Annotated in this window: 8 protein-coding genes; 7 read left to right on the top strand and 1 reads right to left on the bottom strand. The window is 59.0% G+C overall.

The genetic code is table 11. From position 1 onward, the window contains the following. Positions 1–294 precede the first annotated feature (294 nt). From acs to DU29_RS0104140, 7 genes are all read left to right on the top strand, one after another. Positions 295–2,250, top strand: a complete 1,956-nt coding sequence (gene acs, locus DU29_RS0104170) for an acetate--CoA ligase (RefSeq protein WP_028620575.1) — start codon at positions 295–297, stop codon at positions 2,248–2,250. A 699-nt stretch (positions 2,251–2,949) separates the two neighbouring features. Then, positions 2,950–3,723, top strand: coding sequence for an ABC transporter substrate-binding protein (locus DU29_RS0104165; RefSeq protein ID WP_028620574.1), 774 nt, complete (start codon positions 2,950–2,952; stop codon positions 3,721–3,723). Positions 3,724–3,814: 91 nt separating this feature from the next. Further along, positions 3,815–4,504, top strand: a complete 690-nt coding sequence (locus tag DU29_RS0104160; RefSeq protein ID WP_028620573.1) for an ABC transporter permease — start codon at positions 3,815–3,817, stop codon at positions 4,502–4,504. Beyond that, positions 4,501–5,199, top strand: a complete 699-nt coding sequence (locus DU29_RS0104155) for an ABC transporter permease (protein ID WP_028620572.1) — start codon at positions 4,501–4,503, stop codon at positions 5,197–5,199. Before DU29_RS0104160 ends, DU29_RS0104155 begins: the two co-directional genes overlap by 4 nt. Before the next feature lies 1 nt (position 5,200). Then, on the top strand, positions 5,201–6,313 hold the full coding sequence (locus DU29_RS0104150) for a M14 family metallopeptidase (protein ID WP_028620571.1): 1,113 nt from the start codon (positions 5,201–5,203) through the stop codon (positions 6,311–6,313). A 27-nt stretch (positions 6,314–6,340) separates the two neighbouring features. Next, a complete protein-coding gene (locus DU29_RS0104145) occupies positions 6,341–7,105 on the top strand; it encodes an ABC transporter ATP-binding protein (RefSeq protein WP_010457249.1) in 765 nt (254 codons plus the stop codon). A 245-nt stretch (positions 7,106–7,350) separates the two neighbouring features. Continuing rightward, entirely contained in the window at positions 7,351–8,331 is a 981-nt protein-coding gene (locus DU29_RS0104140) for a GlxA family transcriptional regulator (RefSeq protein ID WP_028620570.1), read from the top strand. 72 nt (positions 8,332–8,403) lie between these two features. Here DU29_RS0104140 and DU29_RS1000000130885 read toward each other — a convergent pair whose 3' ends face one another. Beyond that, positions 8,404–16,164, bottom strand: a complete 7,761-nt coding sequence (locus tag DU29_RS1000000130885; RefSeq protein ID WP_050483070.1) for a dermonecrotic toxin domain-containing protein — start codon at positions 16,162–16,164, stop codon at positions 8,404–8,406. Positions 16,165–16,242 lie beyond the last annotated feature (78 nt).

The following is a 16,242-nucleotide window of genomic DNA, read 5'->3' as shown; positions in this document are numbered from 1 at the left end:
CTGTCGCGGTTCTTTTTGTAGCAGCTGCCGAGCCTGCGAGGCTGCGTTCGGCTGCGCAGCTGTCGTCAGATACGTCGACGCGGTCTTTCGGTGAAATAGCGTTCGCCGATCGGCGACTGCTGCGCAGTCGAACGCAGCCTCGCAGGCTCGGCAGCTGCTACAAATTCGCGGTGGCGGCTGCTATCCACGACAATTTGTAGGGCCTTGTTACTACCATCGTCGAATGGTTCTATAGGCCCGGCCCCGTTACAACTGGGCCCATACAAAAACAACTATTCCACCGAGGTAAGAAAGATGAGTGCGGCTTCTCTGTATCCCGTTCGTCCCGAGGTAGCAGCCAACACGCTGACCGACGAGGCAACCTACAAAGCCATGTACCAGCAGTCGGTCGTCAACCCCGATGGATTCTGGCGCGAGCAAGCCAAGCGCCTCGACTGGATCAAGCCTTTCACCGCGGTGAAACAGACTTCCTTCGACGATCACCACGTCGACATCAAGTGGTTTGCCGATGGCACCTTGAACGTTTCCTACAACTGCCTCGACCGTCATCTGGCCGAGCGCGGCGATCAAATCGCGATCATTTGGGAAGGGGATGACCCTTCCGAAAGCCGCAACATCACCTATCGCGAGCTGCACGAACAAGTCTGCAAATTCGCCAACGCCTTGCGCGGCCAGGATGTGCACCGCGGCGACGTGGTGACTATTTATATGCCGATGATCCCTGAAGCCGTGGTCGCCATGCTCGCCTGCACCCGGATCGGCGCGATTCACTCGGTGGTGTTCGGTGGTTTCTCACCGGAAGCCCTGGCCGGTCGCATCATCGATTGCCGCTCGAAAGTGGTGATCACGGCTGATGAAGGCATTCGTGCCGGCAAGAAGATCCCGCTCAAGACTAACGTCGATGACGCGCTGACCAACCCGGAAACCAGCAGCATTCAGAAAGTCATCGTGTGCAAGCGCACCGGTGGCGACATCAAGTGGAACCAGCATCGCGACATCTGGTACGAAGACCTGATGAAAGTGGCGGGCAGCGTTTGCGCGCCGAAAGAAATGGGCGCCGAGGAAGCGCTGTTCATCCTTTACACCTCGGGTTCCACCGGCAAGCCTAAAGGCGTGCAGCACACCACCGGTGGTTATCTGCTCTACGCCGCGCTGACCCACGAGCGCGTGTTCGACTACCGCCCGGGTGAAATCTACTGGTGCACCGCCGATGTCGGCTGGGTCACCGGCCACACTTACATCGTCTACGGCCCCTTGGCCAATGGCGCGACCACGCTGCTGTTCGAAGGCGTGCCGAACTATCCGGACATTACCCGGGTGGCGAAAATCGTCGACAAGCACAAGGTCAACATCCTCTACACCGCACCGACCGCGATCCGCGCGATGATGGCGTCGGGTCAAGCGGCGGTTGAAGGCGCTGACGGCAGCAGCCTGCGCCTGCTCGGTTCGGTCGGTGAGCCGATCAACCCGGAAGCGTGGGACTGGTACTACAAGAACGTCGGAAAATCCCGTTGCCCGATCGTCGATACCTGGTGGCAGACCGAAACCGGCGGCAACATGATGAGCCCGTTGCCGGGCGCTCATGCCTTGAAACCGGGTTCCGCCGCGCGACCGTTCTTCGGCGTGGTGCCGGCGTTGGTCGACAACCTGGGCAACATCATCGAAGGCGTCGCCGAGGGCAATCTGGTGATTCTTGATTCGTGGCCAGGTCAGGCACGTACGCTGTATCGCGATCATGACCGCTTCGTCGATACGTACTTCAAAACCTTCCGCGGCATGTACTTCACCGGTGACGGCGCCCGTCGCGATGAAGACGGTTATTACTGGATCACCGGTCGTGTGGACGACGTGCTGAACGTGTCCGGCCACCGCATGGGCACTGCCGAAATCGAAAGCGCCATGGTTGCGCACCCGAAAGTCGCCGAAGCGGCTGTGGTGGGCGTGCCGCACGACATCAAAGGGCAGGGCATTTATGTCTACGTCACCTTGATCGGCGGCGAAGAGCCGAGCGAGCAACTGCGTATCGAGTTGAAGAACTGGGTGCGTAAAGAGATTGGGCCGATTGCTTCGCCGGACGTCATCCAGTGGGCACCGGGGCTGCCGAAAACCCGTTCGGGCAAGATCATGCGCCGCATTCTGCGCAAGATCGCCACGGCTGAATACGATGGGCTGGGCGATATTTCGACCCTGGCGGATCCGAGCGTGGTGCAGCATTTGATAGATACGCACAAGACGATGAATGTGGCGTAAACCCTATTCATGAGTCATTGAAACCCCGTCTGGCGGCGAGCCTGACGGGGTTTTTTCTTGCCTGGGTTTCATGTTGGTCAGACCGGCCTCATCGCGAGCAGGCTCACTCCCACAGTTGATCTGCAGCGGACCCAGAATGTCCGCCTGACTCAACTCCCCTGTAGGAGCCAGCCTGCTGGCGATGGCCATCTGTCAGACACCGAATAAACACCAGCCAATAATTATCGACATACCCTGTAGTCCATTTCCCTTTGTTACCCGCTGCCCTTCAAGTAACCAAATGTGTAACCCCCCGCGCCGATACGGGGCGATGGGAAACGCAATGCCTCGCTCCAGAGCACCCTTTCCCTCAATAAAAAATTTGAATCAACGCCAAGCTTGCCGGATTAGAAGGCTTTGCCAATAATAGGCCCGCAATTTGCAGCATAGATCGGTTAAATGTCTTTTGGTCTTGCATGAAATTGCAGGGCTGTCAACGTGCCTAAACGGCTTTCTCGGTGCTTCTGTAATTTGTTGTCGCATTGAAGAAATATCGACTTCGGGCCTGTCGTTAGAATGCCGATCACTCGCTCGTCGTTGCGTGTGTTGAAAACAACGTACGCTTGGCATGACGCAGCAACCGCTTTCCGGTTCCACTCACTCGCATATTGGGCTGTTGCTCACTCTGCCGTTTTTGCCCTTTACCGATGGAGTCCAAAGATGAAGAAACTCGTGCTGCTTGGCGCCTTGGCACTGTCCGTGCTGTCTCTGCCAACCTTCGCCGATGACAAGCCTGTAAAGATTGGTATCGAAGCGGCGTACCCGCCGTTCGCTTCCAAAGCTCCAGACGGCAGCATCGTTGGTTTCGACTACGACATCGGCAACGCTCTGTGTGAAGAAATGAAGGTCAAGTGCGTTTGGGTCGAGCAAGAATTCGACGGCCTGATCCCGGCCCTCAAAGTACGCAAGATCGACGCGATCCTGTCCTCGATGTCGATCACTGAAGACCGTAAGAAGTCTGTCGACTTCACCAACAAGTACTACAACACGCCGGCACGTCTGGTGATGAAATCGGGCGTTCAGGTCAGCGACAGCCTGGCTGAGCTCAAAGGCAAGAACATCGGCGTGCAGCGCGGTTCGATCCACGAGCGTTTCGCCCGCGAAGTCCTGGCTCCGCTGGGTGCCGAGATCAAGCCGTACGGTTCGCAGAACGAAATCTACCTCGACGTGGCTGCCGGTCGCCTCGACGGTACCGTGGCAGACGCCACCTTGCTGGATGACGGTTTCCTGAAAACCGACGCCGGCAAAGGTTACGCCTTCGTTGGCCCGGCCTTCACCGACGTCAAGTACTTCGGTGACGGCGTAGGTATCGCCGTTCGCAAAGGTGACGCCCTGAAAGAAAAAATCAACACCGCGATCACTGCCATTCGCGAGAACGGCAAATACAAGCAAATCCAGGACAAGTACTTCGCCTTCGATATCTACGGCAAGTAATAACGTCCCGGCGACAGTCCGAAATGGCGCAAGCAACAGGATCTCTGAGGTTTGCGCCATTTTTTCATCCGAACATTCGAGGACCTGAATCATGTTGAAAGGCTACGGGGCTGTCATCCTCGATGGCGCATGGCTGACGCTTCAGCTCGCCTTGTCGTCCATGGCCCTGGCCATCCTTCTGGGTCTGATCGGCGTGGCATTGCGGCTGTCGCCGGTGCGCTGGCTGGCCTGGCTGGGCGACCTGTATTCCACGGTCATCCGCGGCATTCCCGATCTGGTGTTGATCCTGCTGATTTTCTACGGTGGTCAGGACTTGCTCAACCGCGTGGCGCCGATGCTCGGTTATGACGACTACATCGATCTCAATCCACTGGCGGCCGGTATTGGTACCTTGGGTTTCATTTTCGGTGCTTATCTGTCGGAGACTTTCCGCGGCGCGTTCATGGCCATTCCCAAAGGCCAGGCCGAAGCCGGCATGGCGTATGGCATGAGCAGTTTTCAGGTGTTCTTCCGGGTGTTGGTGCCGCAGATGATTCGTCTGGCGATTCCGGGTTTCACCAACAACTGGCTGGTTTTGACCAAGGCGACCGCGCTGATTTCGGTGGTCGGTCTGCAAGACATGATGTTCAAGGCGAAGCAGGCGGCAGATGCCACCCGCGAACCTTTCACCTTCTTCCTCGCAGTGGCGGCCATGTACCTGGTGATCACCAGCGTCTCGTTGCTGATACTGCGTCAACTTGAGAAGCGCTACTCGGTAGGCGTAAGGGCGGCTGATCTATGATCTTCGACTACAACGTCATTTGGGAGGCCCTGCCGCTGTACTTTGGCGGTTTGCTGACGACCCTCAAATTGCTCGCGATTTCGCTGTTTTTTGGTCTGCTGGCGGCCTTGCCGCTGGGGCTGATGCGCGTCTCGAAAAACGCCGTGGTCAATATGTCGGCGTGGCTGTTCACCTACGTGATTCGCGGCACGCCGATGCTGGTGCAGCTGTTTTTGATTTACTACGGGCTGGCGCAATTCCAAGCGGTGCGTGAGAGCTTCATGTGGCCGTGGCTGTCCAGCGCGACTTTTTGTGCGTGCCTGGCATTCGCTATCAACACCAGCGCCTACACCGCCGAAATCATCGCCGGCAGCCTGCGCGCGACGCCGAACGGCGAGATCGAAGCGGCCAAGGCGATGGGGATGTCGCGCTTCAAAATGTACAAGCGCATCCTGCTGCCATCGGCCTTGCGCCGGGCACTGCCGCAGTACAGCAACGAAGTGATCATGATGCTGCAGACCACCAGTCTGGCGTCCATCGTCACGCTAATCGACATCACCGGCGCCGCGCGCACCGTCAACGCGCAGTACTACCTGCCGTTCGAGGCGTACATCACGGCGGGCGTTTTCTACCTGTGCCTGACCTTCATTCTGGTGCGCCTGTTCAAACTGGCCGAGCGCCGCTGGCTGGGCTATCTGGCCCCGCGGAAGCACTGATATGGAACGCATCGATCATTCATTGCCGTGGAACAACCTGGGCAGCGAGCGGCAGATTTCGGTCTTCCGTTTCGGCAGCGGCGAGCGCAAAGCCTACATTCAGGCCAGCCTGCACGCCGACGAATTGCCAGGAATGCGCGTGGCCTGGGAGCTCAAAAAGCGCCTGAGCGAACTCGAAGCTCAAGGTTTGCTCAACGGTGTGATCGAACTGGTCCCCGTTGCCAATCCACTGGGCCTGGGTCAATTGCTGCAAGGCAATCACCAAGGTCGTTTCGAGGCGGGCAGCGGCAAGAATTTCAACCGCGATTTCGTTGAGCTGAGCGCCCCGGTGGCGGCTGCGCTGGACGGCCGTCTGGGTGATGATCCGCACGCCAATATCCGCTTGATCCGCCAGGCCATGAGCGATGTGCTCGCCGCGTTGCCGCCTGCTGCCAGCCAGTTGCAAGGCATGCAGCGCATCTTGCTCGGGCATGCCTGCACCGCCGACGTGGTGTTGGATTTGCATTGCGATACCGACGCCGCGCTGCACATGTACGCCTTGCCACAACACTGGCCGCAATGGCGTTCGCTCGCCGCGCACCTGGGCGTGAAGGTCGGCCTGTTGGCGGAAGATTCCGGTGGCAGTTCGTTCGACGAAGCGTGTTCGCTGCCGTGGCTGCGCCTTTCGCGGCTGTTCCCGGACGCGCAGATATCACTGGCGTGTCTGGCGACGACCATCGAGCTGGCCGGCCAGGCCGACACTGATCGGGCTGATGCCGAAGCCTGGGCCGAGGGCATCCTCGCGTTTCTGGCCGAGCAGGGGCTGATTAGCGGCGAATGGCCGAAGCCTGCGCAAGACGCTTGCGAAGGCCTGCCGTTCGAGGGCACCGAGTTGCTGTTTGCGCCGCATCCGGGCGTGATCAGTTTCCTGCGTAAACCCGGCGAGTGGGTTGAGGCAGGTGACGAAATTTTCGAAGTGATCGATCCGTTGGCGGATCGCGTCAGCACGGTGTGTGCTGGTACGTCCGGGGTGCTGTTTGCCATTGAACGGCTGCGCTACGCCCAACCGGGTTTCTGGCTGGCCAAGGTGGCGGGGCGCGAAGCGCTGCGTCACGGGCGCTTGCTCAACGACTGACTGACTGTTTTTGTGAGAACCGACCGCATGTACAAACTTGAAGTCCAAGACCTGCATAAACGCTATGGCAGTCACGAAGTGCTCAAGGGCGTGTCCCTGAAAGCGGCGGCCGGCGATGTGATCAGCATCATCGGCTCCAGTGGCTCCGGCAAGAGTACGTTCCTGCGCTGCATCAATCTGCTCGAACAGCCGCACGCGGGCAAGATTCTGCTCAACAACGAAGAGCTGAAACTGGTGGCGAACAAGGACGGCGCGCTGAAGGCCGCCGACCCGAAACAGTTGCAGCGCATGCGTTCGCGCCTGTCGATGGTGTTCCAGCATTTCAATCTGTGGTCGCACATGACCGCGCTGGAAAACATCATGGAAGCGCCGGTCCACGTGCTCGGCATGTCCAAGGCCGAAGCCCGCGAAAAAGCCGAGCATTACCTGAACAAGGTGGGCGTGGCGCACCGCAAGGACGCCTACCCGGGCCATATGTCCGGCGGCGAGCAGCAGCGTGTGGCGATTGCCCGTGCGTTGGCGATGGAACCGGAAGTGATGCTGTTCGACGAACCGACCTCGGCACTCGACCCGGAACTGGTCGGCGACGTGTTGAAGGTCATGCAGGCCCTGGCGCTGGAAGGCCGGACCATGGTGGTGGTGACTCACGAAATGGGCTTCGCCCGTGAAGTGTCGAATCAGCTGGTGTTCCTGCACAAAGGTATCGTTGAGGAAAGCGGCAACCCGCGTGAAGTGCTGGTCAATCCACAGTCCGAACGCCTGCAACAATTCCTCTCGGGCAGCCTGAAATAAACCGAACGCCCGTTGCGCACCGGGATAGTGCATGCTTCGCAACCCTTGGGGCTGACGAAATACCCTGTAGGAGTGAGCCTGCTCGCGAAGCGTTGTGACATCCAGCATGGATGTTGGCTGATCCACCGCTTTCGCGAGCAGGCTCGCTCCCACAATGGATCTTTGTTGGTTTCAAGATTTGCATTCACTTTCGGGCTAGCATTGGCCCATGCCTTCATCACTGTTTGAGTTTCGGATTGCCCGCCATGACTGCCCATCGAATTGGTTTCCTGATTTGGCCCAGCACTAAAGCACTGACGCTTGCGCTGGCTGAGGAGGCCTTGCGCGTTGCTCAGCGTGTGCATCCGGACGTGGTTTACGAACTGTCGTTTCTGCAGGCCGAATCGCCAACCGACAGCGCCTGGCAATTGCCCGGTGAGCCGTGGGCCGGCAAGCTGGAAAACTTCCAGAAACTGTTCCTGCTGGCAGATGAGCCGCCGACGAGTCTGGCGCCGGCGCTCAGCAGTGCCCTGAAACAACTGGTGCGAGCCGGTTGTGTGATCGGCGGCTTGTCGGCCGGTGTCTATCCGTTGGCGCAACTCGGTTTGCTCGACGGTTACCGCGCCGCCGTGCACTGGCGCTGGCAGGACGATTTTGCCGAGCGTTTCCCGAAAGTCATTGCCACCAGTCATCTGTTCGACTGGGATCGTGATCGTCTGACCGCGTGCGGTGGTTTGTCCGTACTCGATCTGTTGCTGGCCGTGCTGGCCCGTGATCACGGCGCCGAACTGGCCGGTGCGGTGTCCGAAGAACTGGTGGTCGAGCGCATCCGTGAAGGCGGCGAACGTCAGCGCATTCCCCTGCAAAACCGTCTCGGTTCGAGCCACCCGAAACTCACGCAAGCCGTGTTGCTGATGGAAGCCAACATCGAAGAACCGCTGACCACCGACGAAATTGCCCAGCACGTCTGCGTGTCCCGTCGGCAGCTGGAGCGGATCTTCAAGCAATACCTCAACCGCGTGCCAAGCCAGTATTACCTTGAGCTGCGTTTGAACAAGGCCCGGCAGATGTTGATGCAAACCAGCAAGTCGATCATTCAGATCGGCCTGTCGTGCGGTTTCTCTTCGGGGCCGCATTTCTCCAGCGCCTATCGCAATTTCTTCGGCGCCACGCCGCGGGAAGATCGTAACCAGCGGCGCAGCAGCAGCCCGTTTGAATTGTCGTCGGTGCCTTCCGAGCGCGGCTGACGCTATCCTCGCGGCCACGGGAAAATCTTGTCCCATGGCCGGAGGGCGTTCTCGTCACCAACCCGCCATTTCTTACATCAGTCTTTCCTCACTGGCCAACAGGCTTTGCCTTCTGGCGTTGTATATCACCAGATTCAGCTGGCTCGGCGGGGACAACGGATTACCGCTGAAATCCAGCTCTGCGGTATTGGTGGGGTTAGCGGTCAGCAAAGCTTCCGGCAATTCGATGATGGAATTACCCGACAGATCCGCTTTTCGCAAACGGCCATGGCTGAACAAGCCCTGCGGTACTTCGGTAAGCCCGGCGTTGCTCACATTCAACGTCGTCAGCTCGCGCAGCGGGCTCAGGGCAGGTATCTGGCCCAGCGGATTGTTCCGCAGATCAAGCACTTTGAGTTGGTCGAGGGCAGCCATGGCATCGATGGCTAGCGGTGTCAGAGTGATCTGGCAATCAACGAGGCTCAAGCTGGTCAAGTCACGCATAGCGGTGATTGCTTCAGGCAAATCCGCCACTTGATAACCCTGCACACTCAGATTTTGCAGGTTGGGAAAACGCTCCAGAAAGCGCCCCAGCCTGGGAGCGATGCTCTCGGTACTGACCAGGTTCAACTCCTGAACGTGTCCGAATTCAGCGGTCAGCGTCGGGAGTTCGCCGGCCATCGAGAGGTTGAACTCGAAGCGCTGGCGGCTGGATAACCCGTCAGTCGACATTCGGCGCCAGCACTGCTCCAGGCTATCTTTGAAGACGTTTCTTTTTTGTAGCTCCTCCAGCAGACGTTGCCCGCTGAGGGGCTCGCCAGTACTCGAATGCGCTGGAATATCCGCCGCCCACGCTTCGAGGTCAGCCTTAAGTGTCGCGAGCTCGACTTGCCGACGGGCCACTTCGGTGCGGCCATCGACCAGCGTGCCAGGCAATTGATAAATGAATTCACTGGCCTCTTCGTTTGAACAATCCGGATACAGGGTTTTCAACTCATCGATATCGTTTTGCTCGGCGAGTACTCCCAGATCTTCGCCGGTTCGCTGGTAGTAGTCTTTGACCTGTTCCCGGGTTGCTTCGGACAGCGGGTTGACGCCGAAATCGAAGCCGGCACTGTCCTCGGCATGCATGCTGAAGATTTCGGACGGCAGTTCGGTGATGCGGTTGTGGCTCAGCAGGGCAAATTCGAGTCTTGGATGACTGGCGAGGCCGGCGGGGACCTGATCGAGACCGGTGCTGGAAAGGTCGATAAACACTAGCGACGGCAGGGCTGCCACATCCGGAGACTGGTCCAGCCGGTTGGAGAAAAGATCCAGCGCCTCCAAACGAGTCAGCGAGGAAAGTGCGGCTTGCCCTTGCGCATCCAGCACAACACCACTGTTGCTCAGCGTCAGCCTTTTCAGGGAAGGCATAGCGGTGATCGCCTCCGGTACGCGACCCAAGGAAAAGTGGCGCAGCTCCAGATGTTCCAGGCCGGTAAAACGCGTTAGAAACCCGGAAGAGATATTCAGGCTTTCATTACCCTGCAGACCCAGCGCCGAGACATGGCTGAAGTCGGCTGTCAGCGCGGGCAGATCACCTGTGAAACCCAGGTTCGACATGAACTTGTCTGCCCTGATTTCCGGTTCATTGTCGAGGCGCTTGCGCCAGAACGCCTGAAGTTGTTCGCTAAAATCGACTCTTGCGACGTTCTCTGCGATTTGTTCGACCACGCTTAAGGCGGCCCCGGTCGAGGGGTGATACGTGGGGCCATCGTTGGCCCAAGCGGTCAGGTCCGCACCGAGTTGAGTGATTTCCGCCTCCCAGAGCGTGAGCTGCGTGCGGCCGTTTTCCAGCGTGCCCGGCAGCTTATAGATCAGGCGACTGGCCTGTTCGTTACCCAGTCCGGGAAACAAAAGCAGCGCTCGTGCCATATCGGCGGGTTCGGCCAACACGGCGAAGTCCCTGTTGTAACTGGCGTAGTAAGTTTTTATCCGGTCTCGACTGATTTCGGAAAGAGGGTTGTTGGCAAGGTTAACTCCCTCGGCGAAATCAGGGTCCAGCTCGAAGAAGTTTGCGGGAAGTTCGCTGATCAGATTGCCATTGAGCAAAGCGGTCCTCAGGTGCGGATGACCGGTGAGACCGACCGGTACTTCGGTGATGCCGGTGTTGGAAAGCCTGACGTCGTTCAGGTCCGGCATGGCCGTCAAGTCAGGGGCTATCCCCAGCGGGTTATCGCTCAGGTTCAACGAGTGCAGGCCGGTTAACGACGACAGTGTGGCCTGACCTTGCGCCGTGAGGGTGATTCGACAATTGTTGAGTGCCAGTCGCCCAAGGCTTGGCATACGGAGGACGGCCTGAGGCACTTGATCGAGGTTGAAGTTGCGCATTTCCAGACTGCGCACGGTCGGAAACAGATCAAGGAATGGTCCAGTCGCGCTGATCCCGGCGTTGCCGTTGAGGGTGAGGCTGGAGACATGTTTGAAATCGGCGGCGAGCATCGGAATATCGCCTGTGAAACTCAGATCGGCTGCGAAGTGTTGATCCCGCAGGCGCGAGATACCCGGCCGGGCGCGCCAGAAGCGTTCGAGTTTTTGCTTGAATGCCGCTCTGGCTGTTTGCTCGGTACTCGCCTGCTCGGCAGTAAACGGGCGACCGGTGTCAGGATGCAGATCCGGAATCTGCGTTTGCCACCTCGTCAGCGTTTCGCTCAGCTGCGCAAATTCCGTTTCCCAACGCTGCAGCTGTGCCCGGGCGTCCGGCAGCGTCCCCGGCAGGTCGTAAATCACATCGCTGGCGTCCTGCCAGTCCAGAGCGGGAAACAATGCCTTGGCGCGTTCGACATCGGCTTTATCCGCCTGCACGCTGAAATCTTGTCGTTGTTCGCGAAAGTAGTTTTTTATCTGCTCGCGAGTGGCCGATGAAAGCGGATTGTCATTCAAATCAAAACCGGCAGTGCGACCCCCGGGAAGATTGAACAGGGCATCGGGCAGTTCGGTAATTTGGTTGCCGGTCAAAATGGCGGTTGTCAGCTTTGGATGTTCGGCCAGCCCAACGGGAACGCTGGTGAGGCCACTGTTGGACAGGTCGAGGTACGTCAGTTGCGGCAGCGTGGACACGTCCGGGGCGACGCCTAATGGATTGTCGATCAGTTCCAGCGTCTGCAGGTGCGTGAGAGCGCCCAGTACGGCATGGTTCTCAGGTGTCATCACTACGCCGCAATCGTCCAGAACCAAAGTCCTGAGCTCGGGCATGTGCGTGAGTTGCTCTGGTAAATCACGGAGGGCAAAGTCGCGCAGGTCCAGACGACGCAAAGCCGGGAAGCGTTGCAGCAACGGATCGACCGCGGAAAGGGCGGTGTTGCCCGTCAGGTTCAGGCTGACGATATGGCTGAAGTCCACGCCAGGGTCGGGCACCTCCCCGATGAAGCCTGTTGAAGCGACAAATTGCTCACTCTTTCTGCTGCGCCATGCGGCTTCGAGTTTGCGCCGGAAATCGGCTCGTGATTCGCGCTCGTAAAGCCGCTCCTGGTTATCCAGCGGCAGTCCCGTCGTTGGGTGATGTTCTGGAATCTCGTTGGCCCATTGCGCCATTCGCGTATTCAGTTGAACAGCGTCTGCCTCCCATTTCGCCAGTTGCAGCCGACTATGCTCAAGTGTACCGGGCACGCGATAGAGCAGGTCAGTCGCTTGAACCGCGTCGAGGTCTGGAAACAGTGCAATCGTGCGCTGGATGTCCGCCGGGTCAGCCAAGATCCCAAAATGTTTTCGCGTCCTGCTGTAGTGCGCCTTGACCTTTTCTCGCGCGGATGCGGAGAGCGGATTGTTGGAAAAATCGAATCCGTCACTGATTGAGGTCAACGCGCTGAACAGTGCATCCGGCAATTCGGTAATGCGGTTGCCGTCGAATCTGCCAATGACTAACTCAGGATGAACAACGAGGCCCGCAGGCAGTGTGGAAATCCCGGTATTCGCCAGATTGAGCCGGCGCAGTGCTGGCATCGCCAGAATGTTGGGTGGCGATGACAGCGGATTGTCTTGAAGGTCCAGCCAGGCGAGGTCGGGGAGTGAAGCAAGCGTCTGCTGATTGGCAGCAGACAGCGTGAGGCCGCAGTCGCGCACGATCAATTGCCGCAGCAACGGCATCGAATCGATCGAGGACGGAAGATTGGACAGAGGAACATTCTTCACTTCCAGCAACAGCAGGCCTGTGAAGCGCTGTAAAAACGGCTCGATCGCCCGGGTGCTGGCGCTGCCATGGATCGACAAACCGCTCACATGTGCGAAGCTCGCCCGCATTGTCGGCAAATCTCCGATCACCCCTTCAGGGATGTGCAGCAGGTAGCCCGAGGCTCCGCCTGTTTCTCTGCGCCAACATTTGATGATTTCATCCTTCAAAATCCTCCGGTCTCGCCACGCCGCTCGTTGTTGGATCGGTGTCAGTGCGACGCCATTGGCGGGGTCTACGTGCGGTATGTCGTTGGTCCAGCGGCGCAGGTCGTCGACCAGCCCCACGTATTCATTGGTCAGGCGCAACAGCCCGTTTTCCAGCCCGTCCGGGTGCGCCCTCAGCCTGTCGATCAGGCCCCGAGCTTCTGCTGCGGTGTACGCGGGATAAACTTCTCGCACCCGGTCTTCAAGGGTGATGTCTTGCACGGGGTCCAGCGGCTGGAAGACGTCAACGACGCCAGTGACCGGAGGGTGTTGAGGAATGGCCGGGTCTTCGAAAAATCCCGGAGCGTCAGGCTCGTGCGTTGGACGCCCGGCAGGTCGATAGCGCGCATTGCCGACCAGTCGCAGTGTATCGACCGTTGGATCGAGCGGCGCAGCCGACATCGCCAGCCGCAACTCGCTGCGCTGCACCGGCTGCTCACGAATCGCTTTTTTCAGCTGCTCACCCTCACCGATGTGGATGTTCAGCGAATCGCGCTCCGCGTCGGGCAGTGCGCGCAGCACGCTGGAATAAAAGTCGCCCGCCGAATGCAGTTCCTGGCCACGTTCATCGAAAGGTTGCCAGGTATCATCGGCGCGTCGCACCAGGACTTTCTGAATCGGTGCCTCGGACGCTCCGGTGCTGTCGAGCAACGGACCGTCGACATCACCGTCACGGATTTCGAAGCGAACGTTGCCGGTCCAGCCCGGCAGATTTTTCAGGCTGTGCAGCGCCAGAGTGTCGCTGTCCGGGTTGCTCACGGACGCCAGCTCCAGCCCTTCATAAGCGCGGGTGAGGCGCACTTCCTGATCGGCCAGGTGCATGAGTTGCTGCTGTCGCGCCGGCAGCTGTCCTTCACTGATCTGCAACAGTTCGGAGCCGCTGGCGGTGTCGAGCAATTCACGGGTCACGCTGGCCGGTAACTGGGGATCGTGTTGCGAGAGGCGATCCGCCAGCGGGTCTTCATTACGCTCAAGCGCCTGATAACGCGCCTCGAACATCGACGTCCGTTGTTGCCCGGCCAGCTCCACCAGTTGTTTTCGCAGGGTCCGGGTGCGCAGTTCGAGACTGGGGGTGTGGCCGCCGAAGGTTTCGCCGAGCAATGCCTTGCTGTCCTGTTCATCCAGCAAACGCAGCAGCGTTTTGAGGACATCGCCATCGATCAGGCGGTCACCGCGAATGTCCGTCACGGGCAGACTTTGGTCGACGGAGGATTGCCAGTTGATCTCGCCCTCATTGCCCACAAAGCGCAGGTTTTTGCGCGATGGCCAGCGCCCGTGTTCGGCCAGGATCTGCAGCTGCGTCAGCGGGTCGGCGCGCAGATATTCGGCCGGCACATCGCTGTTCAGCCGCTCGGCGAATTGCTGGAGTTGCTGATCGATTTTGAAGCGCTTGATGCTGTCGGCCAGCAACGGTGGCAGCGATTCCTGATTGACGTGCATCCGCCGCAACGCGCCTTCGTTATAGCCGCTGACTTTCAGAATGGTTTCGCGCTGAGCGGGCGAAAACGATTCGACAGCGTGGCCGATGCGACGCAGCAATGTAGGTTTGTCCCACTCAAGCGGCCGCTCGAGTTCGGTGTGCCAGGCGCCATCGCCGTTGTGTCGCAACTGTGGCTTGTAGGCATCCGCTCGGGTTGGATGGTCGATCTGGTAATCGCCCGGATGCGCGCCTTCGCTGACGGCAAAATGCGCATCTTCCAGAGGCAACAACTGTTTCCCTTCGTGCTGGTGCAGGCCCTTGTCGTCGGGCCTGGAATGTTCGGGCGGGGCGCCTTCTTGTTGGTAACGGCTCAGCTCCGGATCCCAGTAGCGGGTTTGTCCGTTGGCCAATTGCACAGGTTTGTAGCGGTCGATGAATGCCACCACTTCGGCGGGCAATACCTTGCGGAACTCACCGGCAACAATCGCGCCACCCACTGCGAACATACCCAGCTGGATCATGGATTCGACGGTCCCCATCAGGTGCTCGAACGCTTCAGTGGTTCGCCCTTGCGCCCATTCGACGATGCCTTCGAAAGTCTGGTCGAGCATCTGATAAGCCATGTAAGCCATCATCGCTTCACCCAGCACGGGCACGAACGGCGCGATCACGAACGCCGCCGTTTCGAGAATCGTCGAGGCAATTTTCACCAGCGAATCCCAGACCGCCCAGCGCGTCGCTCGATCGACCGCGGCAGTCGGCACGGCCTGCACCGCCGCATCGTTGAGGATCTTGTTGAGCTTGGTTTGATAAAGGTGCCGCCAAAGATCGCCGGCAATGGGTGAGACAGCGAACTGCAGATTCGGGTTGTCGGCCGGCGCTTCCCGCCACGGTGGCCGGGAGTCGCCCGCCACCGGTGGATGCCATTTTATTTTGCTCAGACGTTCATTCAGGTTGGCGAAGAAAAAACCGCGCTGGTCATGGTTCACAAAGCGACTGAAGAAGCGCTGGTAATCGTTGGAGCGCAACTGCCGGGTCAGTTCAACGGCCATCTCAGCGGTCGATGCGTATTCCTTGATCGGGTGCTCCGGGTCATCCGGCACGTAGGCCACAACCCTGACAGTCTTGCGCGCGCTTTCAGGGTTGGGCGCAAAGATAACGATGCCCGTCAGCGAGGCCGACATCATCGTCAGGTCATGGCAGGCCAACGCCTCGCCATCCACGCGCATGCCTTGCAAACCATCGAGCAACCCGTTGATCAACAGAAAAGAAGTTTCGCGAATGTCGCGTTTCAGGCGGGCCATCTGCAGGGCGGCTTTCAATGCGGCTTTCTGGCTCGCGTCAATCTTGTCCCGCAATGTCTTCGCGGTGCTCGCATCGGAAATGCCAAGGTGGTCTTCGAGGTACGTTTTGTACTGGCCGCCGATGTCCAGTTCCCGGCACATTTTGATGAAGGTCGGGATCGGCACTGTTTTCTTCAGGGCAGGCAGGGTGTCGAACTGGCCGGTGGTTGAAGGCGCGGTGATGAAGGTCGAGTCGGCCTCGTAGGCCGTGTCGGCGCTTTCATCCTTGTCGAAGTTATGCAAAGCCGCATCCAGCAGCGACACGGTCCAGGCACGGGCGCCGGTCTTGATCGGAAACAGCGCAGTGCTCAGCGGTACGTAAAGACGCAGAAAAGTGCTCTTCACGTCCAGTTCCAGGCCGAAGCGGCTTTTCAGGGCTTCTTTAAGCAGGGGTTCGGCGAAAGCGCTGGCGTCCCGGAAATGCTCGAGCTGCTGGTCGACGTCATCCTGCGCCGTCCAGTGCTCGGCGTTGAGTGCCACCAGCGCTTGATGCTGTGCCTCGGTCGCGGTTTTCAACGCGGGGTGAAGGTCGGGTTGAGTGTTTTTCAGCGCCTCGCGTCGGGTCGATGAGGTGTTGCCCAACCATTGCGGGATAACTTGCTGGAGGTGTTGATAGTGACTGTCGGGGCGTACGACCGTTGGAGGGTTTTTGCGTGACTGATCTGCTGAGGGCTGCATCGGGCCAATCCTTGGGCATTAAAAGAATGCCAAGCAAACCAGTTACCGGTGGCTGTGGTGCGGTACATAGTTATGGCG

It is taken from the genome of Pseudomonas sp. Ant30-3 (genome assembly GCF_000690905.1).
Lineage (GTDB): Bacteria > Pseudomonadota > Gammaproteobacteria > Pseudomonadales > Pseudomonadaceae > Aquipseudomonas.
Note: the sequence above shows the minus strand (reverse complement) of the source record. Positions and strands in the feature narration are given on the sequence as shown.

What these genes read in the sequence shown, in the direction of transcription:
- DU29_RS1000000130885 (WP_050483070.1), bottom strand. Translation starts at nt 16,164, where the DNA reads ATGCAGCCCTCAGCAGATCAGTCACGCAAAAACCCTCCAACGGTCGTA.
- DU29_RS0104145 (WP_010457249.1), top strand. Translation starts at nt 6,341, where the DNA reads ATGTACAAACTTGAAGTCCAAGACCTGCATAAACGCTATGGCAGTCAC.
- acs (WP_028620575.1), top strand. Translation starts at nt 295, where the DNA reads ATGAGTGCGGCTTCTCTGTATCCCGTTCGTCCCGAGGTAGCAGCCAAC.
- DU29_RS0104165 (WP_028620574.1), top strand. Translation starts at nt 2,950, where the DNA reads ATGAAGAAACTCGTGCTGCTTGGCGCCTTGGCACTGTCCGTGCTGTCT.
- DU29_RS0104150 (WP_028620571.1), top strand. Translation starts at nt 5,201, where the DNA reads ATGGAACGCATCGATCATTCATTGCCGTGGAACAACCTGGGCAGCGAG.
- DU29_RS0104160 (WP_028620573.1), top strand. Translation starts at nt 3,815, where the DNA reads ATGTTGAAAGGCTACGGGGCTGTCATCCTCGATGGCGCATGGCTGACG.
- DU29_RS0104140 (WP_028620570.1), top strand. Translation starts at nt 7,351, where the DNA reads ATGACTGCCCATCGAATTGGTTTCCTGATTTGGCCCAGCACTAAAGCA.
- DU29_RS0104155 (WP_028620572.1), top strand. Translation starts at nt 4,501, where the DNA reads ATGATCTTCGACTACAACGTCATTTGGGAGGCCCTGCCGCTGTACTTT.